Annotated in this window: 17 protein-coding genes; 2 read left to right on the forward strand and 15 right to left on the reverse strand. The window is 59.9% G+C overall.

Features of this window, described 5'->3' with window-relative positions:
• Positions 1–234: 234 nt before the first annotated feature.
• The 14 genes from H8F23_RS00005 to H8F23_RS00070 all read right to left on the reverse strand — a co-directional run bounded on the left by H8F23_RS00005 (position 235) and on the right by H8F23_RS00070 (position 22,060).
• Positions 235–609 carry a hypothetical protein gene (locus H8F23_RS00005; protein ID WP_194932961.1) on the reverse strand — a complete coding sequence of 125 codons (375 nt, stop codon included), beginning with the start codon at positions 607–609 and terminating at the stop codon, positions 235–237.
• Between the two features lie 240 nt (positions 610–849).
• Positions 850–2,703, reverse strand: coding sequence for a polyurethane esterase (locus H8F23_RS00010; RefSeq protein WP_194932962.1), 1,854 nt, complete (start codon positions 2,701–2,703; stop codon positions 850–852).
• 209 nt (positions 2,704–2,912) lie between these two features.
• Positions 2,913–4,601 (reverse strand): polyurethane esterase, encoded by a 1,689-nt coding sequence (locus H8F23_RS00015; RefSeq protein WP_194932963.1) that lies wholly within the window; start codon positions 4,599–4,601, stop codon positions 2,913–2,915.
• A 55-nt stretch (positions 4,602–4,656) separates the two neighbouring features.
• Positions 4,657–7,734: an autotransporter serine protease gene (locus tag H8F23_RS00020; RefSeq protein ID WP_194932964.1), complete on the reverse strand. Its 3,078-nt coding sequence runs from the start codon at positions 7,732–7,734 to the stop codon at positions 4,657–4,659.
• A gap of 182 nt (positions 7,735–7,916) precedes the next feature.
• A complete protein-coding gene (eprS, locus tag H8F23_RS00025) occupies positions 7,917–10,868 on the reverse strand; it encodes an autotransporter serine peptidase EprS (RefSeq protein WP_194932965.1) in 2,952 nt (983 codons plus the stop codon).
• 264 nt (positions 10,869–11,132) lie between these two features.
• Positions 11,133–12,503, reverse strand: coding sequence for a TolC family outer membrane protein (locus tag H8F23_RS00030; protein ID WP_194932966.1), 1,371 nt, complete (start codon positions 12,501–12,503; stop codon positions 11,133–11,135).
• 2 nt (positions 12,504–12,505) lie between these two features.
• Positions 12,506–13,855, reverse strand: a complete 1,350-nt coding sequence (locus H8F23_RS00035; protein ID WP_034154169.1) for an HlyD family type I secretion periplasmic adaptor subunit — start codon at positions 13,853–13,855, stop codon at positions 12,506–12,508.
• Positions 13,852–15,627, reverse strand: coding sequence for a type I secretion system permease/ATPase (locus H8F23_RS00040; RefSeq protein WP_194932967.1), 1,776 nt, complete (start codon positions 15,625–15,627; stop codon positions 13,852–13,854). The genes H8F23_RS00035 and H8F23_RS00040 overlap by 4 nt, the downstream gene beginning before the upstream one ends.
• A gap of 203 nt (positions 15,628–15,830) precedes the next feature.
• Entirely contained in the window at positions 15,831–16,259 is a 429-nt protein-coding gene (locus tag H8F23_RS00045; RefSeq protein WP_194932968.1) for an AprI/Inh family metalloprotease inhibitor, read from the reverse strand.
• A gap of 93 nt (positions 16,260–16,352) precedes the next feature.
• Complete coding sequence (locus tag H8F23_RS00050) at positions 16,353–17,798, reverse strand: serralysin family metalloprotease (protein ID WP_194932969.1); 1,446 nt, start codon at positions 17,796–17,798, stop codon at positions 16,353–16,355.
• 456 nt (positions 17,799–18,254) lie between these two features.
• Positions 18,255–19,340, reverse strand: coding sequence for a polyamine ABC transporter substrate-binding protein (locus H8F23_RS00055; RefSeq protein ID WP_007914896.1), 1,086 nt, complete (start codon positions 19,338–19,340; stop codon positions 18,255–18,257).
• A 58-nt stretch (positions 19,341–19,398) separates the two neighbouring features.
• On the reverse strand, positions 19,399–19,743 hold the full coding sequence (locus tag H8F23_RS00060) for a cupin domain-containing protein (RefSeq protein WP_093431317.1): 345 nt from the start codon (positions 19,741–19,743) through the stop codon (positions 19,399–19,401).
• Between the two features lie 42 nt (positions 19,744–19,785).
• Positions 19,786–21,192: an NAD(P)/FAD-dependent oxidoreductase gene (locus H8F23_RS00065; RefSeq protein WP_194932970.1), complete on the reverse strand. Its 1,407-nt coding sequence runs from the start codon at positions 21,190–21,192 to the stop codon at positions 19,786–19,788.
• 52 nt (positions 21,193–21,244) lie between these two features.
• Positions 21,245–22,060, reverse strand: a complete 816-nt coding sequence (locus tag H8F23_RS00070) for a helix-turn-helix domain-containing protein (protein ID WP_194932971.1) — start codon at positions 22,058–22,060, stop codon at positions 21,245–21,247.
• 263 nt (positions 22,061–22,323) lie between these two features.
• Here H8F23_RS00070 and H8F23_RS00075 point away from each other — a divergent pair, with 263 nt between their 5' ends.
• Entirely contained in the window at positions 22,324–22,596 is a 273-nt protein-coding gene (locus tag H8F23_RS00075; RefSeq protein WP_166219596.1) for a DUF1652 domain-containing protein, read from the forward strand.
• 49 nt (positions 22,597–22,645) lie between these two features.
• Here H8F23_RS00075 and H8F23_RS00080 read toward each other — a convergent pair whose 3' ends face one another.
• Positions 22,646–25,120, reverse strand: a complete 2,475-nt coding sequence (locus tag H8F23_RS00080; protein WP_194932972.1) for a UvrD-helicase domain-containing protein — start codon at positions 25,118–25,120, stop codon at positions 22,646–22,648.
• 277 nt (positions 25,121–25,397) lie between these two features.
• Here H8F23_RS00080 and H8F23_RS00085 point away from each other — a divergent pair, with 277 nt between their 5' ends.
• A complete protein-coding gene (locus H8F23_RS00085) occupies positions 25,398–26,093 on the forward strand; it encodes a pirin family protein (RefSeq protein WP_194932973.1) in 696 nt (231 codons plus the stop codon).
• Positions 26,094–26,147 lie beyond the last annotated feature (54 nt).

Consider the following 26,147-nt stretch of genomic DNA (forward strand, 5'->3'; position numbering starts at 1 on the left):
ATCTGCGCAAATCGGGTGCTACTGAACATAGGCGAAAATCGAGTCTGAAAAACCTGATTATTGCTCAGGAAGCAGGCACAGCAAGGGGGAGCAAGCTCCCCCTTCAGTTTTTACCGGACACTAGTGACGCTCTGCGTGGGAATGCAACCCGGGACGCTCCGCGTCCCTTCAAGGCCGAACGCGGAGCGTCCGTTGAGGCATTCCCACGCAGAGCGTGGGAACGATCATTGAGTGTTATTCGAACGTCGGCATGCCCGGCAGGCTGCCGTCGCACGGCATGTACGTGCCACCCCGCTTGACCACTTCGCCCTGCAAACGCCGGCAACGTTCCAGATCCTGCTGCGTCATGCGATCGATGCTCAGATTGCCGGTGGTTTGCGGCTGTTTACCGTCACCCAGGCGCAGGGTCACGAACGGTTGTTCGGGCTGAATCTGAAAGCGGCTCTTCTCTTCGAGCGGTTCGGCCGCCGCGGTTTTCGGCGGGTTCGGCAGTTGCTCGGTGGTGACGCCGTAACGGCTCAGAATCGAACTTTGAGGCAGATCGGCGCAGGCATTGGCCGAACACAGCGCCAGCGAGACGAAACCGACATACCCCTTGAAACCTTTCACGTTTGAATCTCCTGTACTCAATGGCGGCTAGCTATAGAACGTGTGCGCACGTACTGGCTTTAGGCCGCAATTCCTGTTTTGCAGGGGTTTGAGTCAGGTCGTGGCCATCGAGTCACGTTTGAAACCGAGTTATCGTTCTTCGCGAGCAAGCTCGCTCCTACACTGGATCTGTGTCGTTCACAAATCCCCTGTGGGAGCGAGCTTGCTCGCGAAGGGGCCCTTAAAGGCGCCCCATCAACCTCAGGCGATCACCACACCGTCAGCACTCAGGCTATTCAGCGACACCCCGACCAACGTCACCGAATCATTGCCAAACGTCAGCACCGTGTCCTGCCCGACAGTCGCAGCATGAGTCCGGAAATCCTCCGCCGGCAAAACGCCCTGCACTCCGAGAAACACCAGTTTGTCGTTGGAGGTAAAACCAACTACCCGATCCTGCCCAAACGCGCCGTTGAACAGAAACGTATCCGCCCCGCCCCCCGATTCCATCAGGTCATTACCCGCGCCGCCGACAAACACGTCATTGCCCGCGCCACCCATCAGGTGATCGTTGCCGTCCAGCCCGAACAACCAATCACCACCGGCGTGCGCCTTCAGCGTATCGGCGCCAGCGGTGCCTTTGACGCTGGACTCGTAAGCGGTGACGTTGTTGCCGACCTTCAAACCGCTGGCCGTGACGCTGTGGGTCACATCGTCCTTGAACAGGCCCCAGAGAAAGCCCGGTTCCTTGGTGACGATGCTACCGATGTCGCGGGTGATGCTGATCCCGCCGTTGGCGTCGCGCACGTACAGATTGCCGGCGCCGTCGTTGGCAAAGTCGAAGTTTTTCACCGCACTTTGCAGATCGAGGGTGTTGCTGCCCTGCCCACCGAGGATGACGTTGTAGCCACCACTGTCGCGGAAGGTGTCGTTGCCTGCGCGGCCTTCCAGATAATCGTTGCCGCTACCGCCCTGGATCAAGTCGTTGGCGTCACTGCCAATGATGAACGTGCTGCCCTTGTGGGTTTCGGCGTTGCGGTTGAGGTCCTGTACCCAGGTGTTGGCCCGCGCCGGGTCCGAGAGGTTGGCGACGATGATCGTCGAGTCGCGGCTGGTCAGGTCGTAGAACTTTGAGTCGATCACCCGATTCATGCCATCGCCATACGCGGTCGGCAAGTGCGAGATCCAGGTGGGAATGTTGAGGATCGAGTACGGCAGCAGATTCCACGCGGTCGAGGCGTAGTGATCGTTGAAGCTGACGATGTTGTCGGTGGCCGAGGCCTTGGGCGCGTCGTGCACGCCGATCGAAGCTGCGGTGAAGGTCGAGCCGTCGAGGGCGCGGAACACCGGGTCGTTTTCGTAGCCGACGTTGAGCACTTTGTCGGTGCTGCTCTGGGTTGGCGAGGCGTAGGCGATGTAGTTGGAATCGGCAAAGAAACCGCCCCACTTGCCACTGCTCAGGTCGGCCATGCTGTTGACCGCCAGGCCACCGAGGCTGTGGCCACTGACGAGAACGTCCTTGCCGCTGAGGCCGTTGGCCTTGGCAAACGCCACCACGTCATTGAGCAGATTGCCGAACGCTTCGCCGACGTAATTCTTCGCGTAATCCTTGGGACCGAAGGCTGCGAGCAGGTCGTTGATCACGTCGCCGATGGAGTCGAGGATCAGGTTCTCCCGCGGGCCGCTGGTGCCGCGAAAGGCAACGCCAAGTTCGGTGAGATGGCCCTGGGCGTCGTACTTGCCGAGGATTTCCACTTGCGCGGTGGTGTAGCCGGCCTTCTCGCCGAAGAAGGTTCCGCGCGCATCGGTCTTGCCGTCATAGCCCAGTTGCGAGGCGGTGATGGGCGTCCAGCCGGCCTTTTTCACGGCGTCGAGGGCGAGTTTTTCCGAGTCGGGGTTCCACGGAATGCCGGGGATGACGCCTTGGGAATCCGTGCCGCCGAGCAGCGCCGTGACCAGCGTGGCGGGCAGGCCGAGGCCGAAACCGTTGTGCTGATAACCGGCGGCAAAGCCGTTATCGAGGTTGTGGTAGGAATACAGCGTGATCGCCATGGCATCGCTGAACAACGCCTTGGAATCGGCTGTGCCGAAGTTCTTGTAGTCATACACACCCATTGCTATTGCCTCTCTCTTGTTGGAATTGTTAGAGATAGCTCACAGCCAGGGCGCCCCACGGGGACGCCCCGGAGCATTTCGATACAACACTGCTTTAACGCGACCTTTGTAGGAGCTGCCGAAGGCTGCGATCTTTTGACTTTGCTCTTAAAAGCAAGATCAAAAGATCGCAGCCTCGTTTCACTCGACAGCTCCTACAGGATTACTGTTTAGGCGAACACGAACGCCGAGTCCGACAGGTTAGCCACTCCCACCCCGACCAGGGTTACGGCATAGTCGCCAATCTTCAGCACGGTATCGTTGCCGGTCTGCGCCGCGTGCTGCTTGTAGTCGTAGCCCTGCCCCGCGCCTTCAACGCCCATGAACACCAGTTTGTCGCTGCCCTGATAACCGTTGATGGCATCGAAACCGAACGCGCCGCTGAACAGGAACGTGTTGTTGCCACCCACGGCGGTCATCACGTCATTGCCGGCGCCACCGACGAAGGTTACATGGCCCTTGTCGCTGATCAGTTTGTCGTCGCCACCGAGGCCGAACAACCAGTCACCGTCAGCTGTGGCGTGCAACGCATTGCCGTAGCCGTCGCCGCTGAGCGAGTGGTTGTACTGGGTCAGCTCATTGCCATTGCTCAAGCCTTTGGCCGTAACGCCCCAAGTGATTTCCTTGCTGCCCCACCACGACCCCGACTCCTTGCTCACCAGCGCGCCGATGTCGCGGGTCATGCTGATGCCGCCGTAGGCGTCGCGCACGTACAGCGTGCCGTCACCGTCGTTGGCGAAGCTGAAGTTCTGCAATGGTTTCTGCAGTTCGAAGGTGTTGTGGCCCTGGCCACCGAGCAGGATGTTGTAGCCGCCGTCATCACGGAACCGGTCATCACCGCCCAGGCCTTCGAGGAAGTCGTTGCCCGCGCCGCCCTTGAGCCAGTCGCTGCTCTGGGTGCCGATGATGAACGTGCTGCCGGTGTGCGGCTCGCCACTGCGGCCGAGATCTTCGACCCAGGTCTTGCCGCGAGAAGCTTCTTCCAGATTGGAGACGATGATCGTCGAGTCTTTATGCGTCAGGTTGTAGAACTTCGAATCGATCACCCGATTCAAGCCATCGGCATAACCCAGCGAGCTGTGGGCCGACCAGTTCAGCGGATTGATGATGCTGAACGGCACCAGGTTCTGCGCGGTGGACGCGTAGTTATCGTTGAAGTTGACGATGTTGTCAGTGGTCGAATCGTGTGGCTTGTCGTGCTTGCCCATCGAGGCGCTGCTGAACGTGGTGCCGTCGAGCACGCGGAACACCGGGTCGTTTTCGAAACCGATGTTCAGCACGTTATTGCCGGTGCTGCTCTGAGTCGGCGAGGCGAAGGTGATGTAGTTGGCATCCTTGAAGAAGCCGCCCCAGTTGCTCGCGCTCAGTTCGGCCACGCTGTTGACCCCGAGCCCGCCGAGGCTGTGACCGCTGAGCAGCACGTCCTTGGCGGCAATGCCGTTGGCAATGGCGAATGTGGCGACCGCCTTGAGCAAATTGTCGAAAGCGTTTTTAGCGTAATTGCTCGCGTAGTCCGACGGTCCGATGGCGGCCAGCAGGTTGTTTTTCAGGTCACCGAAGGTGTCGCTGTAACCCAGCCCGCCGGTGCCACGAAAGGCCACGCCGATGCCGATCAATTTGCCGGCGGCGTCGTACTTGCCGAGCACTTCGGCCTCGGCGCTGGTGAAGCCGTCCTTCTCGCCGAAGAACGTGCCTTGCGGCCCGACCTTGCCCTGATAACCCAGCGTGGTTGCCGTGAGCGGCGCCCAAGCGGTGGCCGGCAGAGGCTTGCCAGTCGGCGTGTAGGCATACAGCGTCAGTGCGATGGCGTCGCTGTACAACGCTTTGCCATCGGCATTTTTATAATCGAACAGTCCCATGTCGTGCTCTCTCTTCCTTCAAAAACCGGCAGTTCCGCAGAACTGCCGGTACGCCTTAGAACTGCCAGTCGAGGGTCAGACCCACGCCGTGGTCTTTCTCGTTGTTACCGATCAGGCCGTTGTAATCCAGGTTCACCCGCACATCGCGGTTGAGCGCCAGACCCGCACGCACACCGACCACCGCCGCATCGCGATCCATCGACACGCTCTGCACGGTGAACGCGCTGTTGCCATTGGCAAACGCCAGATGGCTGTCGGCATCAACGTTGCTCAGGTTGTGCTGCCAGCCGAGGCTCGCGCCCAGTTCCAACTGATGCTGATCCGACAGCGCGAAGCTGCGCTTGGCGCGCACGCCGAGGGTCGACAGCACCACATCGCGGTTGTCCTCACCGCCCTTCAGCGCGGCGGCGTCACCTTTTTCGGTGAAGCTATCGGTGTTCAGGTGCACATAGGACAGATTGGCGAACGGCTCCAGGTTCATCGGTTGCAGGCCTAGATCATAGGCGGCCTCGGTGAACACTTGAGTGGTTGCGGCATCGTGCTTGGTCTTTTGTTTTCCGCTGACGTCCCCGAACTGCAGGTCACGTTTGACGTCAACACGGTGCCAGCTATAGGCGCCACCGACGGTCAGACGCAGCGCGTCGATCTGATGGCCCAGGTACGCACCCAAGTGGTAGCTGTCGACTGACGCCGACGAATGCGTGCCGCTGCCCATGCTCAATGAGCTGTCGCTATAACCGGTAACGAAACCCAGACGGGTATCTTCAGCGATCAAGCCGTCAACACCGGCCAGCAGGCCGCCAATGGAGCTGTTGGAGTCGGCATTGTCATGCCCGCCGTCGCTCTTGCCCCACGAACCCAGCACTTTGACCCAGGCATTGCTGCGATCGTCAGTCGGTGCGCCAGCATTGAACAGGTCACGTTCACGCAGACGCTCGCCGACGGCTTCACGCAGGTAGCGGCTGTCGTTGATCAGCATCGTGCCGATGGCCGGATGGATCTCGCCGGACAACTGCTGGAAGGCTTGCTGCGCCGACGCCGCATTCGGCGACAGCAACAGGGTTTCAAACAGCGCGTTACCCGCGCCCAGACGCTCAGCCGCAGCGCCCACGGCACGTTGGTTCGGCGTCAAACCGACGCTGGCGAACGAGGCGTCGTTACGCCCGACCGCCAACTGGATGCCATCGGCCGAGTACGCCAGCGTGCCGCCGAGAAAGGCGTAGTCCGGCAACACCTGACCAAAGCGCCCTTCAATACCGCCCGCTGCTTGCAGGATGTTGTAGCGCGTGCCGAGCAGGCTTTGCACTTCATTGGTGGTCAGCAGCGTCGGGCTGTTTTCCAGCGACAGGCTCACCGTCGCGCCTTCGATGACCGCTTTGCCAGTGGCGATGATCTGATCGCTGCTGGTCGGCGACAGCTCTACCGCGTAAGTCGAACCCGGTGCAAAGGTCACGTCACCGGCCACATTCATTGTGCCGATGGAGTTACCCGGCGCCACCGTACCGCCGCTGTTCACCGACAGCGCGCCGATGTGGCCATTGCCGCCGAGGATACCGCCGTCATTCACCGTCACCGCCGATTGCAGCGAACCGTTGATGGCCAGGCGCCCCTGATTGACCAGAGTCGGGCCGCTGTAAGTGTTGTTGCCGGTCAGCACCAGCGTGCCGATACCTTGCTTGGTCAGCCCGCCGTGGCCGGAAATGTCGTTGCGCCAGGTGTCGATGCCGCAGGTGATGTCAGTGCACACGCGCTCGGTCGGTTTGCCTTGATCGATGATCGCGCCGATGCCCGGCAGATCCGCAACGAACTGGCCGGAGCCATAAGCACCATCGATGCGGAATTCGGCCGGGATGTCCTGCTCGGTGACGAACATCGACGGGCCGTCGATGCCTTTGCGCAGGTTGATCATGCCCCAGCCGTACAAGGCGTCGATGCCCGGCGCGCCGAGGTCAGTGGCGGTGGTACGCAAGACCGTGGCGACCTGATCACCGCTCATGTACGGGAAGCGTTCCATCAACACCGCCATGGAACCGGCGACGTGCGGCGCGGCCATCGAGGTGCCGTTGTAGTTTTTGTAACCGGTGGTCAGGTTGTCGGGGTTGGTGCCTTCGATGATCGAGCTGAAAATCTTCGTACCCGGCGCCGAGACGCAGAAACTCGCGGTATAGCCGCAACGTGAAGAGAACGTACTCATGATGTACGGGTTGGCGCTGGCCAGGTCCGGGTTCTGCTGCAACGCGGCGACGGTGATCCAGTTCGGCGCGATGTCCGGAACGAAATAGCCGAGACCGGCGATGGCGTCCGGGTTGTTGAGGTTGTAATCGTTGCCGGCGGCGAAGATCGTCACGATGCCGCTGCGTGCGGCGGCAATCGCGCCGTCGTAAGCGCCACCGGGTTTGGTGCCGAGCAGTGTACGGATCTCGTTGAACTGCAACTGCGCGTCATTGACGGTGAAATGCGGGTACGCCGGATCGCGGCCGCCGAGGTCGAAACGGTCAGTGATGCCGATGCCCCAGCTGTTGTTGATGATCCGCGCGCCGCTGGCGATCAGCGCATCCCAACCGGCCTTGTACACCGCGCCGTCGTTACCGCGGACGATGCCGTCTTCCGGGCCCGGGTCACCGTTGTCGGCGCTGATGATCTGCGCACCGAACGCCACGCCATGCATCGGCCCGCCGTCACGACTGCCGGCGGCGATGCCGCCAACGTGGGTGCCGTGGGCGCCTAGTTTGCCGTCTGAGCCGACCGAGGGCGAACCGTCATAACGGAACGCATCGCCGGCTTTGACCGGGATGTACGGGTCGGTGTATTCGCGAATCCCGCTGGTGACCAGGGTGACGACTTTATTGCTGCCGGAGAACTCCGGGTGCGCGGCATACACCGGCTGGTCAAAGATCCCCAGTTTCACGCCTTTGCCGGTATACCCAGCGGCGTAGGCGTGATCGGCACCGATCGCGCCCAGGCCCCAATCGGCCTGGAACTCGGCACTGCGCCAACTCGACGGATCGCCCGTACGACCGCTCTCCACATACGGCGCAGCGTGTGCCGTGCCGATCGCACAGAGCACGGCGAGCGTGAGGGTTTTCAGGGCAAAGCGGCCACCCGTTTGCGCGGGGGTATTGTTGTTATTCATCCAGCGACCTTCCTTAGTGTTGTTGCGAAAAATCCGTCTCTTCAGCTGTAAACACGCTGCACGCTGGTGTTCACATAACCTGTAGGAGCTGCCGCAGGCTGCGATCTTTGCCTTTGCTTTTTAAAGGCAAGATCAAAAGATCGCAGCCTGCGGCAGCTCCTACAGGGACCGGGTTATCTTGCTTAAAACTGCCAGTTAAGGCTCAGGCCGACGCCATGGCTTTTCTCGCGATTGGCCAGTTGTCCGTTGTAATCGAGGTTGACGCGCACGTCTTTGCTCAACGCGAGGCTGGCCTGCACACCGACCAGCGCCGCATCGCGCACCAGCGCGGAACTCTCCACCGCGTACGGTGTACCGCCGCTGGCAAAGCGCAGATGCTGCTCGGAATCGATATCGCTGAGGCTGTGTTGCCAGCCGAGATGGCCACTCACGTCGAGTGATTGTTGCGTCGACAGATTGAAGGTCTTGATCGCCCGCACGCCGAGGGTGCTCAGCACGGCGTCACGTTGATCGCCCGAGCTTTTCAGCGCGGCGGCGTCGCCCTTCTCGGTCAAACCTTCGGTGTCCAGATGCACGTAGGCCAGGTTGGCGAACGGTTCCAGCGCCAGCGGTTGCAGGTGCAAGCGGTAAGCCGCCTCGCCGAACACTTGCGTGGTCGCCGCGTCGACCTTGGCTTTGTGTTTGCCACTGACGTTGCCGTATTGCAGATCGCGCTTCACATCAGCGCGATGCCAGCTGTAAGCCGCACCGGTGCTCAAGCGCCAGGCGCCAACTTCACGGCCGGCGTATGCGCCGAGGTGATAACTGTCGACCTTGGCCGAGGAATGCGTGCCCGAACCCATGCTCAGCGAACTGTCGCTGTAACCGCTGACCAGACCGATGCGGGTCTGCTCGTCCAGCGCGCCATCGACACCGGCCAGCAGCCCGCCAATCGAGGTGTTGTAGCCCGCCGTGTCGTGGCTCGAATCAGTCGTGCCCCAGGCGCCGAGGGCCTTGACCCAGCCATTGCTTTGCGCTGCATTGGTGTCGTGCAGACGCTCGCCCACCGCGTCGCGCAACTGGCGGCTGTCGTTGATCAGCATCGAACTCAACGCCGGGTAGATCTCGCCGCTCAACTGCTGAAACGCCTGTTGCGCCGACCTCGCGTCAGGTGAACGCAACAGGCTTTCGTACACCGAATTGCCCGCGCCCAAACCTTCGACAGCAGCGGCCACCGAGCGCTGATTCGGCGTTTGCCCGACACTGGCGAAGGTGGTCGAGTTACGTTCGATATCGAGTTGAATGCCATTGGCGGCGTAGTCGAGGCTGCCGCCGATAAACAGGTAGTTCGGCAGCACCGCACCGAACTGGCCCTGAATGCCGCCGGCCGCTTGCAGGATGTCGTACTGGCGACCGAGCAGGCTTTGCGCCTCGGTGGTGCTGAGCAGCGTCGGGCTGTTTTCCAGCGACAGGCTGACCGTGGCGCCGCTGATAGTGGCGGTGCCGCCGGCAACGATGCGGTCGCTGCTGGTCGGCGACAGTTCAACGGCGTAAGTCGAACCGGGCGCGAACGTCACGTCACCGGCTACATTCAAGGTGCCGATGGAGTTGCCCGGCGCCACGCGAGCGCCGCTATTGGCGGTCAACGCGGCGATGCGGCCGGAACCGCCGAGGCTGCCGCTGTCATTCACCGTTACAGCGGAAGTCAGCGAACCGTTGACCGTGAGCAAGCCGCCATTGACCGTGGTCGCACCGCGATAGGTGTTGTCGCCGGTGAGGATCAACTGGCCGCCGCCGGACTTGATCAGGCTGCCTTGATACACCCGGCTCGCCGCTGCCGTATCACGGGCAGTGCCGACCGCGTAATCGGTCTGATCCTGCTGACTGGCACCGGCAGCAACGCCGTTCTGCCAGCCCTTGTCTTGCAGGGTTTGCTGCCAGGCGCTGTGCTCGGCGAGGTCTTCAGCCTGCCGCTGAATCAGCGCCTTGTCAGAGATGTCATTGCTCCAGACATCGCGCTGCCCTGCCCCCAAGTTGGCATCAAACGCACCGAGCAATTGCCCCGGCCCGCGCATCGCCCGGTTCAGGTTGGCCACGCCCCAGCCGACCCGCTCGGTCGGCGCAGCAGTGACCGAGCCATCCAGTTGCGTCGCGGTAGTCAGCAGCACTTCGAGCGCCTGCTGATTGGTCATGTACGGGTAGCGTTCCATCACCAGCGCCAATGCGCCGGTCGCATGCGGCGCCGACATCGAGGTGCCGGACTTGATCGCGTAATCACCCCCGGGAATGGTGCTGTCGATCTTCGCCCCCGGCGTGGTGATGCACCAGTATTTGGCGAGGCCGCACTGGTTGTACTTTTGCTGATTGCTTTGATCGAGGCCCGACACGGCCAGCCAGTGGCCTTCCAGATCCGGCTGAAAGTACGGCAGCGCAGAACGCACGCTGGCGTTCGGATAGCCGCTGTTGCCGGCGCTGAACACGTTGATCACGCCGCGCCGGGAAACATCCGCTGCCGCATCGAGCCAGGTGCCTTTGTTCCAGTGCTGCGCGTACGCGGCATGCAGATCGGCCAGTGTCCGGTAGCTGACATCCGGCGGCTGGCTGCCCCAACTGTTGTTGATCGCGCGCACGCCGGCATCGGCGAGGGCGTCGTATACCGCTTTGAAATAGCGCGGATCGGGGTTGGGGCCGAAGAGGAAGCTGTCGTTTTTGTTGGTGTTGCCGACGTAGATCTGCGCGTTGTACGCCACGCCGTGCATGCCGGTACCGTCGCGCGAGGCGCCCATGGTGCCGACGACGTGAGTGCCGTGGGAGTCGTTGTTGGGGTTGAGGGTGCCGTTGACGTTGAACAACGAACCGTCGATGTAGCTGCCGCTGGCCATTACCGGGTGATAGCGGTCGCTGGCGAACTCCGGGTGGGCGGCATCGAAGCCGGAGTCGAGGGCGCCGATTTTTACGCCTTTGCCGGTAATGCCGGCGGCGTAGGCTTGCTCGGCCTGCATCCGGCTCAGCCCCCAGTCGCGAAGGAATTCAGCGCTGCGCCAACTGCCGGGATCGCCGGGTTGGCCGGTTTCAAGGTACTGGGCCTGAGCCTGGGTTGCGGAAATCACAAGCAGCAGGGTACCGACCGAAATCGGCTTGATGCGTACGTCCATGTTCACCACTCACTTTTATTGTTTTATGCAGTTTTTTCTGCGGTGTTGCCTGTTCCCCTCACCCCAGCCCTCTCCCCCTGGAGAGGGAGCTGGCCGCGGTGTCATGCGGCATTCATCGAGCTGAAAAACCGCGTCGATTGTGGATTCAGCTGGTCTCGCATCAGCCTTGAAAAACCGGCTCGATGTTGGATTCGGTGCCGCTCGTTCAGGTCGGTGTACTTCTGCAATATCCCCGGATCAGTCCCCTCTCCCCCTGGGAGAGGGTTAGGGCGAGGGCTGTTGAGCGACCACAAATGCCTCATCCACCCGCGCCAGATCCTGCTCGTTCAAGGTCCCGGCGTAGTAATGCAACTTGGTCCAGGCCATCAGATAGTCGTACCGCGCCTGTGCCAGATCGCGGCGCGTGGTGAACAGTTGCTGCTCGGCGTTCAACGCGTCGAGGTTAGTCCGCTCGCCACCGAGAATGCTCTGCTTGGTCGACACCACCAGCGCTTCCGCCGAGCTCAGCGCTTTCTGATAAGCCCGCAGTTTGTTGACTCCCGATAGACAGGCGCTGAACTGCCGACGCAGTTCGATCAGCGTCTCACGCGTTTTGCCGTCCAGTTCGTATTCGGCCTGTTCCATCGTGCGGCTGGCCTGGCGCGTCGACGCCGACACCCCGCCACCGGCATACAGCGGCACACTGACTTCAAAACCGATGGTGTTGGTTTCGTAGCGCTGGTTGTAGGTGTTGCCGCTTTCCGATTCGTTCTGGCGCATCGAGGCGTAGGCATTGATTTTCGGCAGATGCCCGGCGCGATTGCGTTCCACTTCATAACGCGCGACTTCCACGGCCTGGCGTTGCGAAGCCAGATTCGGGTTATTGCTCACCGCCATTTCATGCCAGGTGTCGTAATTGGCAGGCATCAGCGCGAAGGTCTGGAAGTTCTGATCGAGCGGCGCCAAATCACCGATGTCCACCGCCGGCACACCGACCAGTGCACCCAATTCACGCAGCGCGGCGTCCTGTTCGTTGCGCGCCTCGATCTCCTCGGCAGTCGCCAGCTCATAACGCGACTCAGCCTCGAGAATATCGGTACGCGTGCCCTCGCCCTGCTTGAACATGTGTTGGTTCTGCTGGAACTGCTGCTCGTACGCCTTCTTCTTCGCCTGAGCGATGTCGATCTGGTCCTGCGCGAACAGTGCCTTGGTGTAGTTGTCCAGCACGCGAACCAGCAACTCCTGGCTCTTGCCACGAAAATTCTCGTCGGCAAACAACGACTGCGCGACACCTTTGCGATACGCGGCATAAGCCTCGTAATCGAGCAGCGGTTGTTGCAGGGTCAGCGCCGAGCCGTAACTGCTGTAATTGCGGTCATCGGTACGATTACGCGCGCGCTCATCGAGGGAGGTGGCTTTCGACGAGTTTCGGCCCTTGTTGTAGGTGTAACCGATGCGCGGCAACAGGCCGGCGCGGCCAATCGCACGGTTTTCCAGGCCGGCATCGCGTTCCTTGATCGCGCCGAGGAACACCGGGTCATTGCGCAACGCCTGTTCGTAGATCTCGAACGGCCCCATGGCCGCCACTGCCGAGTGACTCGCGAGCAGCAAGAATGCTGCTGCGAGCGTGGAAAGCTTATTCATACAGCCGAACATCCTTATTCTTCGGTCAGCGCAGAGCCGGCCCGGTCAAGCAGCGGTTTGAACAGATAGTTGAGCAGTGAACGCTCACCCGTACGCACGAACATTTCTGCCGGCATGCCGGGCTTGATCACCAGACCGTTGAGTTTTTCCATGGCCTGATCGCTGACGCTGCTGCGCAACACGTAGTAAGGCACGCCGGTTTTCTCGTCGACCATCTGGTCGGCGGAAATCAGGCTGACTTCCCCCGGTACACGCGGGGTTTTGCTCTGGTTGAACGCGGTAAACAGGATGTCCACCGGCAAATGCGCGCCGACCTTGTCGATCAGGTTGATCGGCAAGTGCCCTTCCACTTCCAGCGTGGTGCCTTGCGGGACGATCTCCAGCAACGTTTCACCCTGACGCACCACCGCGCCTTCGGTGTGCACGCCGAGATTGACCGCCACGCCATCGGCAGTGGCGATGATTTCGCTGTGTTGCAGGTCGAAACCGGCGGAAGTCAGTTGCTCCGACAGAGTCACGCTTTTCAGTTGCGCGTCGGCCAGTTGCGTACGGACTTCCTTCTGGTATTCCTCGGCGTGCTGTTGCAGTTTCAGCCGCGACTCGAGGATGCCCTGCTCGACCCGGCCGCTTTCGCCGGTGTTTTCCGCCAGTTGCTGCTGCACTTGCGACAGTTGGCGCTGGTACTCCATCAAGCGGTTACGCGGGATGTAGCCGTTGTCGGCCAGCGGTTGCAGGTTGCTCAACTGCTGTTGCAGCGAATCGGCCTGAGCATTGAGATCGGTACGGGCACGGCGCATACCGGCCAGTTGCGCGGTGGCGCCTTCGATGCTCGCACGCAGTCCGGCCTGTTCACGGTAATAGGCCTCGCGACGGCTGCTGAACAGTTGCCGCTGACCTTCCAGCACCAGCGCCAGGCGCGGATCCGGGTCATTGCTCAGCTCGGCGGGAAAGGTCACTTGCTTGAGGTTGTCGCGCTCGGCCTGCCAGCGCGCGAGGCTGGCCCAAGCCATGCGGTACTGTGCTTGCAGCGACTGCACGTCAGCAGCGACTTGCGTCTGGTCGAGGCGGAACAGTGGCTGGCCCTGCTTGACGATTTCGCCTTCGCGCACCAGGATCCGGCTGACCACGCCGCTGCTCATCGACTGCACGGCTTTGCGCTTGCCCGACACGACGACCGTGCCTTGCACCGGGATGCCTTGATCGAGCGGTGCCAGGGCCGCCCAGGTGAAGAAACTGCCGGCGCCAACGATCGCCAGAATCCAGCCCATGCGCGCGAAGAACTTCGCATCGCGTTCCGGGCGTTCGGTGATGTAGGCGTGTTCCATGCTCGCTTCGTTTTCAGTGTTCATGCTTGCGCTGCTCATACACCCGAATTCCTTGTCGAGGGCTGATACTGTCGGCTCATGCTGAGCCCGCCCGGTGCCGGTGCAGCTTTTTCCCGTTGTTGTTCTTGCTGGCCGGAAAGTGCCTTGAGCACATCCTGACTCGGGCCGAAGGCTTGCAGACGCCCGTCATTGAGGACCAGCAGCTTGTCGGCCTGGGCCAGCACCGAAGAGCGATGTGTGACCAGCACCACCGTGGTGCCTTGGGCTTTGAGCGCGGCGATGGCGCTGGCCAATGCCGCTTCACCGACGGTGTCGAGGTTGGAATTCGGCTCATCCAGCACCACCAGACTCGGCGTGCCGTACATCGAACGCGCCAGTGCCACACGCTGCTTCTGGCCACCGGACAAACCACTGCCGTCCTCGCCCAGTTGCGTGTCGTAGCCTTGCGGCAGGCGCAGGATCATTTCGTGGACGCCGGCCTGTTGCGCAGCGGCGACGACTTTCTGCGGATCGGCCTCGCTGAAACGCGCAATGTTCTCGGCGATGCTGCCGCTGAACAGCTCGATGTCTTGCGGCAGGTAGCCGATGTACGGGCCGAGCTGGTCGCGGTTCCAGCGATGAATGTCCGCGCCATCGAGGCGCACAGTGCCGCCGAGGGTCGGCCAGACCCCGACCAGCACACGGGCCAGCGTCGACTTGCCGGAACCGGATGCACCGAGCACACCGAGTACTTCGCCGGCATTCAGATTGAAATTGACCATTTGCAGGGTCGCCGCACGTTGTCCCGGTGGGCCGGCGCTGACCTGTTCGAAAGTGATCTGACCTTTCGGCGGCGGCAGCGCCATGGCGTCGTCGCTGGGCGGGAACGCTTGCAGCAAGGCATCGAGACGGCGGTAAGCCAGCTTCGCCCCGCTCCACTGCTTCCACACTGCGATCAATTGGTCGATCGGGCTGAGCACACGGCCCATCAGGATCGAACCGGCGATCATCATCCCGGCGGTCATATCACCCTTGATCACCAGCAAAGCACCCAGGCCCAACACCAATGATTGCAGGCACAGGCGCAGGGTTTTGCTCAACGAGCTGATCACCGCACCGGTGTCACTGGCCTGGTTTTGCAGGCCGAGGAAACGCGAATGCACCTGGAACCAGCGCTTGCGCAGCGAACCCAGCATGCCCATCGCCTGAATGGTTTCGGCATTGTGCAAATGGCTGGTGGCCAACTGGCTGGACTTCTGCGAATAACCGGCCGCTTCGCCCAGCGGCTTTTTGGTCATGTATTCGTTGAGGCAGGCCAGGCCGATCAGCAGCAGTGCGCCTGCTGTGGCGAGCACACCGAGCCAGACGTTGAACAGGTAAATCACAAACAAGTAGACCGGGAACCATGGCGCATCGAAAAACGCGAACAGCGCCGGCCCGGTAACGAATTGACGAATGTGCGTCAGATCGCCCAGTGATTGCCCAGCGTTGCCCTCGCCCTTGAACAGGTTGCGCTCGAACGCCGCCTGGTAGACGCGCAGGTTGAAGCGGCGCTCCAACTGGCTGCCGATGCGAATCACGATAAAGCTGCGCACCACTTCCAGCAGGCCGATAAAGGCGAAGAAACCGACCACCATCAGCGACAGCATCGCCAGGGTCGTTTCGTTCTGCGACGACAGCACCCGGTCATAGACCTGGAGCATATAGATGGAGGGCACCAGCATCAGCACGTTAATCAGTGCGGTAAAACAGCCGACGCTGATCAGGATACTTTTATAGTCACCCAATGCCTTGAATAAGGGAGCGGTGGCTGGGGCCTTCGCCATCTTCATCGATTCTTCCTGAAATGATTGGACCCGCCACACTTGGGCGAGGCTTCAATTAATATTCCGCCTACCTGCGAAAGATGACTTGCAAGTACCCGCTTACACTTTCATAACAACTTATGCAAATAACTGCGGTGCAGTTGCCATTCGGCGTTAGTTATAACCAACTCATGGCGCTTTATATTAAAATTTTGTCGCCGATTCGATCATCAAGGCTGTTTCACTGTTTGCGTCAGCGTGATCACCAGACCCGACTTCAAAGTGGTCAGATAAAGCCCGTCACGTTGTCGGCTGAAGAACTGGATTCTTGAGCCTTCCTTACCGGTAATAGAGAGGCCGTCAGGGTCGGGAAACCAGCCAATCGGGGGTTCTTCAAGCCAGGCACCCAGGCAATCGGCACCCTCTCCCAAGGTCTTGTTTACTTTCAATTCCAAGGAGCAAGTGTTGGAAGGTTTGTCCTGCTGCTTTTGCGCTTGTGGGTCCTCACCTCGGGTGGACAGCGTCGCTTGCCACTGCCCGGCAAATACGGAGGGTTCTTCAAGTCTGAGGCTGCTTGCCATGCTGGTTTCTCCTGAAATCATGATCAGCGTCGCCGAGAGCCACGCCATTGCCTTGTAGGTAAAAGCTTTACAGATCATAGGAATATTCGCTCCGGCGTGTAGCCTTGCTTACCGAGCAACACGATGCAAGTGGAGAAAGCGGCGTATCACACGCCGCTTTCCACTTCTACATCACGCCACGATGTCGCTGGTCGCTGCCTGGCCAACGGTGCTGACCTGGAAGTCCGCCACGCCGTGCCCGGAGAAGTCCACCGACAGCAGGCTATTGCCGCCCGACGACGTCAGGATGGCGTCGCCGGCAGAACCGGTGAAGCTGCTGACGAAGTGCAGGCCGGCACCGTTGGTGATACCGGTCAGATCGATTTTGTCCAGACCGCTGACGAAATCGAGGATCTGATCAATCGCACCTGGCTTGGAGTCCGAGCTGGCAGCGAACACAAAGGTGTCCGAACCGGCGCCGCCCCACAGCTTGTCGGCACCACCGCCACCCCAGAGGATGTCGTTGCCGGCACCGCCCTTGAGTTCGTTGGCCACACTGTTGCCGATCAGCAGATCGTTGCCGGAACCACCGATTGCGTTCTCGATGATCGCGCCTTTGGCGATGGATACGTTGCCCACCATGCCGCCAACGTCGGAGAACGAGGCGTCATTGAGGTTGATCTTCTGGTTCTGGGTGAAGCCCGAGAAGTCCAGAGTATCCTTGCCGCTCGCGTCCCACACCGAGAACACCACTTTGTCACTCGACGACGAAGCGCTGAGGAAATCACGGCCAGTGTTGGAGTTGAAGCCGTAGGTGGTGTCACCGGTACGAGTGGTGGTGTTGGCACCGTAGAGCTTCTGGATGGCAGCGATATCGTCCATCAGCGGGCCGGACGAATACGCTTCGACACCGCCCTTGCTGAAGTTCTGACTGGTGTTGCTTTCGCTCCAGTAGCTCATGACGCTGTAGCCGCGAGTGTCTTGGCCGTAGGACGCGTCGTTGTAGGTCGGGTTGCCATTCCCGGCGTTGTAGTCGCCAGGGTGAGCGAGGCCCAGGCTGTGGCCGATTTCGTGAGTCAGGGTCTGACGACCGTAGTTGTTCAGGTCCGGATTCTTGTTCTGCGTGTAGCCACTGTTGATCAGGTACCACGAGGTGCCGTCATAACCGGCGCCGGTGCCTGGCAGATAGGCGAACGCTGCAGCACCATCCTGGCCACCGCTGTAGTTACCGAAGGTCATGTGGCCGTCACCGCCAGAGGCTTTCTCGGTGAAGGTCACGTTGGCCACGTCAGCCCAGGATTGCATGGCGAGCTTGGCCTGGGCCTGTTGTTGTGCACTGAACTGACTGAACCCGGTGATCCCGTGCTTGTTCATCGTGCTGGACGATGCCGAGGCCAGGAACGTATAGGTGAGTTCGATCTTGCCGCTGCCATCCTTGTCCTGGTAGGCAGCGCCGTCGCGCAGCAACTGGGTTGCGGCCTGATCGACGGAAAAGGAGGGTTTGCCATTGACCGTGAGGTTGCCACCGCGGTCGTACTGATGGCTGAAGCTATTGATCTGGTTGTACGCCGAGCTGAAGGCTGACAGCTGGAAAGCCTGTTCGGCGGTATCAATAGCATTCGCTTTAACTTTCGACATAAACACACTTCCTTGTTTAGCAATGGAACAGTTTTTGTCCGATAGGACTTTCTCTGGCGAGATCGTCCTATCACTCGCCCAATGAAGGCGTAAGAAACCTGACACAATTTGAAATCTGCCGTAAAGGATTTTTTTGAAATCAAATCGGGCTGTTTCCGGAAACTGCCGTAAACAAAGCGTGCGGGGGTGAAAGAATGTTTTAGTTGCGGAGTTCTTGCCTAATTGTCTGACGATTTTCTATTTAAATATTAAATATGGGTAAGTTGTTTTTTGTTAGCCGTGTCTCACTTTCCTGCACTTTATTAGTGCGATGCCAGTGTATTGATATCAACCAGATGGTTCACCCAAACTGTAGGAGCTGACGAGTGAAACGAGGCTGCGATCTTTTGACTTTGCCTTCTAAAAGCAAGATCAAAAGATCGCAGCCTGCGGCAGCTCCTACAGGGGAAAAGCGGGTCAGCTACCCGTGCGGATCTTGTTCCACACCCGCGTGCGGATCCGGTCAATGTTCAACGGCATCGCCTCCAGCGCAAACAGTTTGCCCATCATTTCCGGACTCGGATAAACCTTGGTGTCGTTCTTGATCGCCGGGTCGATCAGGCTGTCTGCCTGCTCGTTACCATTGGCGTAATGCACGTAGTTGCTGATGCCCGCCATCACGTCCGGACGCAGCAGGTAGTTCATGAACGCGTACCCGGCCTTCTCGTCCGGCGCATCGGCCGGCATGGCGACCATGTCGAACCAGATCGCCGCGCCTTCCTTGGGAATTGCGTAGCCAATGTCGACGCCATTTTTCGCTTCTTTGGCGCGGTTCTCGGCCTGCAGGATGTCGCCGGAGAAACCGACCGCCACGCAGATGTCGCCGTTGGCCAGGTCGCTGGTGTATTTCGATGAGTGGAAGTAGCTGACGTATGGCCGCACTTTCATCAGCAGCGCTTCGGCTTTTTTATAGTCCTCGGGATTCTTGCTGTGGTGTGGCAGGCCCAGGTAGTTGAGCGCCGCCGGCAGTAATTCCGGGCCGTTGTCGAGGATCGCCACACCGCACTTCTGCAGTTTTTCCATGTACTCGGGCTTGAAGATCAGGTCCCAGGAATCCACAGGTGCGTTGTCGCCCAGCACCGCTTTGACCTTGGCGATGTTGTAGCCGATGCCGGTGCTGCCCCACAGATAGGGGAAGCCGTGTTCGTTGTTCGGGTCATTGGTCTGCAGCGCTTTGAGCAGCACCGGATTGAGGTTCTTCCAGTTCGGCAGCTGACTCTTGTCGAGTTTCTTCAGCGCCCCGCCCTGAATCTGCCGAGCCATGAAGTGGTTGGACGGAAACACCACGTCGTACCCGGATTTACCGGTCATCAATTTGCCGTCGAGGGTTTCGTTGCTGTCGTAGACGTCATAAGTGACCCCCACGCCGGTTTCTTTCTCGAAGTTCTTGGTGGTGTCCGGCGCGATGTAGTCGGACCAGTTGTAAACCTTGACCGTTTCCGCTGCCTGAGCAAGGGAAACGGCGAGCATCAGCGGTGCCAGAGCGAGGGTCTTGCGGATCATGGATCGATTCCTGTGTGGGTTTTCTTTTTTGTTGGCAGGCAATCAAAGGATCAAACAATCAGAAAATCAGCACGTAGCTCTTGCGCACGGTTTCCTGGATATCCCAGATACCGAGCGTGTTGGCTGGCAACATCAGTGCGTCGCCGCCTTGTATGTGCAGGGTTTCGCCGCCACCGTCGGGGGTGAACGTGCAGCGCCCGGAAATGAAATGGCAGAACTCCTGCGCGGTGATCTGCCGACGCCAGCGCCCGGGCGTGCATTCCCAGACGCCGGTTTCGACGCCGTCATCGCGCTCGACGCTGGTGGTCGAAGCAATCGCCACCGGCTCGCCGAGGGGCACGGCCACCGGGTTGGACTCATCCAGTTGCAGGGTTGCGGTGTTTTTAAACTGGGTAATGCTCATGGTCTGACCTGTCTTTTGGGCTTTCTTGAAGTAAATCGACGTTCAATGCATGAAGCCTTCCATGAAACCCGCCACCTGGCTGGCGAGTTTGCGCCGCCATGGCGCGGTCGCCGGGTTGGCCAGGGTCTGGTCTTCGTGGACGAAACTTTTGATGATCGCGTTGTAGCCCAACCAGCGGCATGGCTCCGGCTCCCAAGCGCGCAGCGCATGAATGCCACCATCCGGCAGCACCCACGGTTGCTGAGTCAGTTCGGTGTCGCGCTCAAGAATCAAGTCCGCCAGGGTGCGCCCGCCGAGATTGCTCGCGCCGACGCCCTCCCCGCCATAACCGCCGGACAGCGCGATGCCATTGGCGCGATCGCAAAGCATGTGCGGTTTGAAGTGCCGGGACATCCCGAGGTTGCCGCCCCAGGCGTGAGTGATCTGCACGTTTTTCAGTTGCGGGAACAGTTCGCCGAACAGATAACGGCGCAACTCGACTTCATCACGAGTCAGATCAAAGTTATGGCGCAGCTTGCCAGCGAACTGGTAACCGCCACGGGCGCCGAAGATCAGCCGATTGTCGGCGCTGCGCTGGCCGTAAGTGACCTGACGACTGAATTCGCTGAACGCCTGACCACGGCTCAGGCCAATTTCGTCCCAAGTCGCGGCAGACAATGGCTCGGTGGCGACAATCAGGCTTTGCACCGGTAGCTGATAGCGCCCCAGCGGTGGCAAGGTCACCGAATAACCCTCAACGGCTGGCACGATCCAGCGACTGCGCACGCAGGCTTTCGCCGTGCGTAGACTGCCCGACTGCCAATGGGTAACCGGGCTGTTTTCGTAGATCTTCACGCCCATGCTCTGCACGATGCGCGCCAGGCCGCGCACCAGTTTCGCCGGGTGGATGGTCGCCACGTGCGGCGCGTAAATCCCGCCATAAGGCTTGGCGACGCGGATCTGCTGGGCCAGTTGCTCGGGACTGAGCCAACGATAATCGTCATCGGTCAGGCCTTGGGCGTGCAGTTTGCCCAAGTACTCGCGCAGTGAGGCTTCTTGTTCCGGATAACGCGCCGCGCAGTACAGCACGCCGCCCTTGCGGTAATCGCAATCGATGCCTTCGCGTTCGAGGACGACTTCCACTTCATCGGGAATGCTGTGCAGCAGATCGAAGGACGCGCGACGCTGTTCTGGCGAGAGGCCGGCCAACAACCGATCCTCGCCGAGCAGGTTGCCCATCAACCAGCCGCCATTACGACCGGAAGCGCCGAAACCGGCGGTCTGTGCTTCGACAATCGCGATGTCGAGCCCCGGCGCGAGCTTCTTCAGGTAGTACGCGGTCCACAGCCCCGTGTAACCGGCGCCGATGATCGCCACGTCGACGTCCAGATCACGCTCAAGCTCGGGCCGCGCGGTCAGCGGCTCATCGAGTTGGTCCATCCACAAACTGATAGTGCGCCACGCCGGCATGCAAGACTCCGCCACTGAAAACCTTCGATGGCGTCGATCCTAGTGGCTGTGCTCAGTGGATGTCTTGCGCGCGTGCCCGCAAAGAAATTTGTTTCGCGTAAGCCTTCGGCGACTGGCCGGTGTGCTGACGGAAACAGCTGTAGAACGCCGATAACGAATTGAAACCCGCAGCGAAAGCCAGTTCATCGATGCGCACCGGCGGCGTGGCGTTATCGAGCGAGCGCAACAGATGTTGCAGGCGCGCCAGATTGACGTAGCGATAGAAGCTTTGCCCAAGCACCTGGTTGAGCAGATAGGAAATCTGATTGCGGCTATACCCGCACTCCTTCGCCACCCGCTGCAAATCGAGTTCGGGGTCGAGGTACGGTTGCTGTTTTTCGAAGTACTGCTGCAGGTCTTCGGCCATGAAGCTCAACTGGCGCGGCGACAGGCCCAGGCGGCTGACCGCTGGACGCTGACTGGGTACCGTTGTGCTGGCGGACTGCGCGCGCACCAATGAAGCGTATTCATTGACGCGCCAGATCAGGCCGTCCCTGACCGTGATCGCTTCGCTGGAACGAAACGACACCAACCCTTCACCACCGCGCAGCGTCACTTCATATTGGATGAACGCGGTGTTGCCATCGACGCGAATGCGGTCGCAATGCTCAAGCAGTTCGTCGGATTCGCGCGGCATACTCACGCGCACGTATTCACGCAACTCATCGAGACCGAGCACCCGGTTCTGGAAAAAATCGTTGTACTGGATGTCCGGGTGGTACAGCGCCATGACGCTGTCGAGGTCGCGGTGCTTCCAGCTCAGGTGATAGCGCATGACCGTGGCCGCCGTGGCCTGGGTCTGTTCTGGGCCGTCGTCGTCGGCGTGCATAAAGGGCTCGGCGCAAAAGAATCGAGCTTGCCGAAGTTCGGCGCGGGCTTCAATGACTAATCCGTAGTGGCCATTTGGCGACGATTGCGTAGGCCGTGACTTACATCAAAAAATGCGAAGCAATCGCAAAATGAACTGAAAAATCTCACAGGAATTTCACATGCGGATGCTACTTTTAATGTCAGTCACCGGTTGAGCCAATGAAGGCTCTTCCCACCTAACATGAGCAAACGGAAGCGCTCGATGAAGAAGGCGGGCAACATATGAATAAAGGGTCAAGCAAAGTCACGTTTCCCAACGCATGCCAGTTGATGCGCTGGCATTTCCATCCGATGGGGTTCGAGGCAACGATGGACGCACCGGGCAGTATGATCGCCCGACTGTTCGATCGTGCCAGCGGCGAAACCATGATCGCTATCGCCGGGATCCCGTGCGCGACGGTGATGAATGCAGCGGATGTCGAGCGAATCATCGAGGCTGTGGAGGACGAACTGGAAGCGTTCGTTCCTCCGGAGTCTCTCAAGAGTTACGCGTAAGATTATGATTTAAAACGAAAAGCCCGCAGCGATGCGGGCTTTTTTGTGCTTACGCGGTTTGCTTGGCGGCGCGGTGATCAACGAAAAACGGCTTGCCTTTGGCCACCCGGTCAGACGCCCGTGGCATGTTCACCGCTTGCGCTTCCTGCGGTTCGACATACCAGTAGCAATGGCTGACCGCCCGCGTGATGCCGACATACGCCAGGCGCAGGATTTCGTCTTTTTGCGCCGTGTCGTAGGGCTCGCTGTCGCCCGACTTGCCCAGGCCCGCCATGCGATAGACCTGATTCTTGTAGGGCGAACTGGTCAGATGCTGGCAATCACCGAGCAGAAACACCGCGTCAGCCTGCAAGCCTTTGGCGCTGTGGTAGGTCAGTTGCTTCAGGCGTCGCGCTTCATACGGCAAGCTCGAATCAACATTAACTACAGACTGAATATGCTCTTCAATCAATAACTTATCGCTGCTTTTTCGATAAAGCATCAAGATCGAATGACCTTGACGATAATGTTCGGCAAGGCGCTGGCCCAAGGCCTGATCGTCGCGTTCCAGCACGTTGACCGGTTGCAACGGCTTGGGTGCGCCGCTGGCCTTGGCTTTCTTGCCCGGAATCGCCGGCGCCGCGCGGACGATATGTTCAGCGGCATCAATGATGTGCTGGTGACTGCGGTAGTTATCACTGAGCATTACCCGCGTAGTGCTCGGCGACGGGAACTCCTTGTCGAACGCCATGAAATAACTCGGCGAACTGCCGCGCCAACCGTAAATCGACTGCCAGTCATCACCGACGCACAGCAACGACGAACGCTGCGCGCCCCGCCCGACGTGCATGGCCGGGCCACGACTGCGGATTTCCGTCAGACTTGCGCAAATCCACGAGACGATCTGTGGCGAAACGTCCTGAAATTCGTCGATCATCAAGTGCGACAACGGCCTGAGTAACTCGTCGCTCAACAGCTTGAGGTTCTCCGGTGAATGCTCGCTGAACAGCGCGAACATGCGGTTGTAGGTCATGATCGGTGGTTTCTGATCGAGCAAATGATCTTCAAAGGCGCGCCAGAACAGACTCAAGGCTTCAAAGAAGAAACGATCCGGGTCGTCCTTGGCGAAACTCATGCGACCGACCGCGTCAGGCACATCCAGGCCGAGGTTCTCGATGAAGCCTGCCGCCGCTACAAAACAGTCGAGCAATGGCGCGGAAGCCAGCTCACCCTTGACCTTGTAATCGAAGCCCGGCCCGGCACTGGCATCGCCTGCCAAAGTAGCCAGAACACGTTTTGATGACTCATAACTATCAAGCCAAATCAAAGGTTTACGACAGAAAGCTTGAAACAGGGTGCGCTTGACTGCCCACTCTGCGCGCACGCTGAGCTTGGCGTTTGGGCGGCTGACCTGCGGGTTTTCCCGCGGATCGAAACCGAGCACCACCCACGCATCCAGGCTCGGAATGTAACCATGACAATGAAATTTCGCGCCGTTGATATCGAAACTCTGCCGATTCGGCTCAATGCCCTTGATCGGCCAGGCACCCGCGCGGAACCACAGATCTTCGATGGCGTCGCACAGCTCTTCGTCGCGCCGCGATGCCAGCTCCGTTACTGCGACGCGCTTCTGCACATCCGGGTGATCACGCTCCAGCTCCTTGAGCTGCAAACCGGCGCGGGACAGTGGCTGAATCAAATGTCGAAAACGCTCGTCCTCGTTGAACAAGCGGTGATAGCAGGCGTTGAGTTGCTGACGTTGCGCATCGTTGATGCGAAGGTCGAACGGATTACTGTCGACCTCCTCCTCAGCCCCCTGAACTCGATGACTGAGGTTTTCAAAGGCCTGCAAGCGCTCGAAACCCGGCAAGCTGCGCACCATCGGCAGGATGCGCGAGTGGAAGGTACGCACCAGCTCGCGTGCCTGGCGCAGGTTCAGCGCCCGCCCCCAGAGCGCGAACAGCTCGATCAGTTTGTTGATGAAATCCTTGCGCGACTCGCGGGTGAAGGTCACTACGGTCATCGAATCCAGCTCAAAACCCAGATAGTGGTTGAGCAACAGAATACGCAGGACCAGCGTGGTGGACTTACCCGCGCCCGCGCCGGCAACCACTGATGTTGACGGGGTTTCGCTGAAAATCATCTTCCATTGCGCGGTACTTGGCTGAGCATGCTCAGGCAACAAACGGGCAACATCGGCCTTCATGCGCTTTTTCAGCTCGGCCGTCAACGGCAGGCGCCAATCATCGAACAGATGATTATCAACGCTGGGCGGGCGATGCTCAGTGTTACGACTGTCACGGATCAGCAGCACCTGACGGCCTTCTTCCAGCCCCTCAAGCTTGCCTTCCTTAAAGCCATATTCGACGCCAGCGGTATGCCCACTGCGGAAACCATCGGCCTGACCGTGCAACCACGACGCACGGTGCTGCGCGCGCAGTCGGGTCAAACCGTGGCCGAAGAAGCGTGCAGCCAGGCGTTTGAACCATGGCATCTCGGCCAAGGGGCGAAGTTCGGGAGGAAGATCGGGGGTGTGTTGCGCCACGCTGACGGGCTCCAGTGTGTGAGGCTGTAGCGGCTATGGTGTCTTTATTTGCCGCCCAGTTCTAGCGAAATGCTTTCAGGTCATTGGTTTAGGCGATGAACTGAAGGTGGGATGAGATGCTTCACAGCTATTTTCCTATCGAGCATTTCGATTATAACGCCGTACTTTTTACGCTTTTTATCGATTATTGACTGATAGATGATAGCCGTCATAAACCACCGGTCTCACGTCGGGTGCGCCCTTCACGCCTCGCGTCGAACCTATTGAGGAGACGATCATGCTTGAACTCAGACCCTTCAGCTCGCTGGGCGGCGCCCATCACGGCTGGCTGGATGCCCATCACCACTTTTCGTTCGCCGAGTACTACGACCCGCAGCGCATGAGCTGGGGCAACCTGCGGGTGTGGAACGATGACGTGATCGCAGCCGGCACTGGCTTTCCCCAGCATCCGCATCGCGACATGGAAATCATCACGTATGTTCGTGAAGGTGCGATTACCCACCAGGACAACCTGGGCAACAAGGGCCGCACCGAAGCTGGCGACGTGCAAGTGATGAGCGCGGGTACCGGCATCGCTCACAGCGAATACAACCTGGAAGCCAAGGACACCAGGATTTTCCAGATCTGGATCCTGCCGACAGAAACCGGTGCCCCCCCATCGTGGGGAGCCAAACCGTTCCCAAAAGGCCAGCGCGAAGGTTTTGTCACCTTGGCCAGCGGCAAGGACGGCGATGACCAGAGCCTGCGGATTCGCGCTGATGCGCGATTGGTCGCAGCCAACCTCAAGGCGGGCGAAACTGCCGAATATCATCTGGATGAAGGCCGTCGCGCCTATCTGGTGCCGGCCACTGGCCTGATTGAAGTCAACGGCTTGCGCGCACAAGCTCGAGACGGCGTTGCGGTAGCGCAGGAGCGAGTGCTGAGCGTTACGGCCCTTGAGGACAGCGAAATCGTCTTGGTGGATTTGGCCTGATGGCTTGAATGGCAGGCAAAAAAAGGGGCAACCATCACGGTTGCCCCTTTTTTC

This window comes from Pseudomonas neuropathica (genome assembly GCF_015461835.1).
Taxonomy (GTDB): Bacteria; Pseudomonadota; Gammaproteobacteria; order Pseudomonadales; family Pseudomonadaceae; genus Aquipseudomonas; species Aquipseudomonas neuropathica.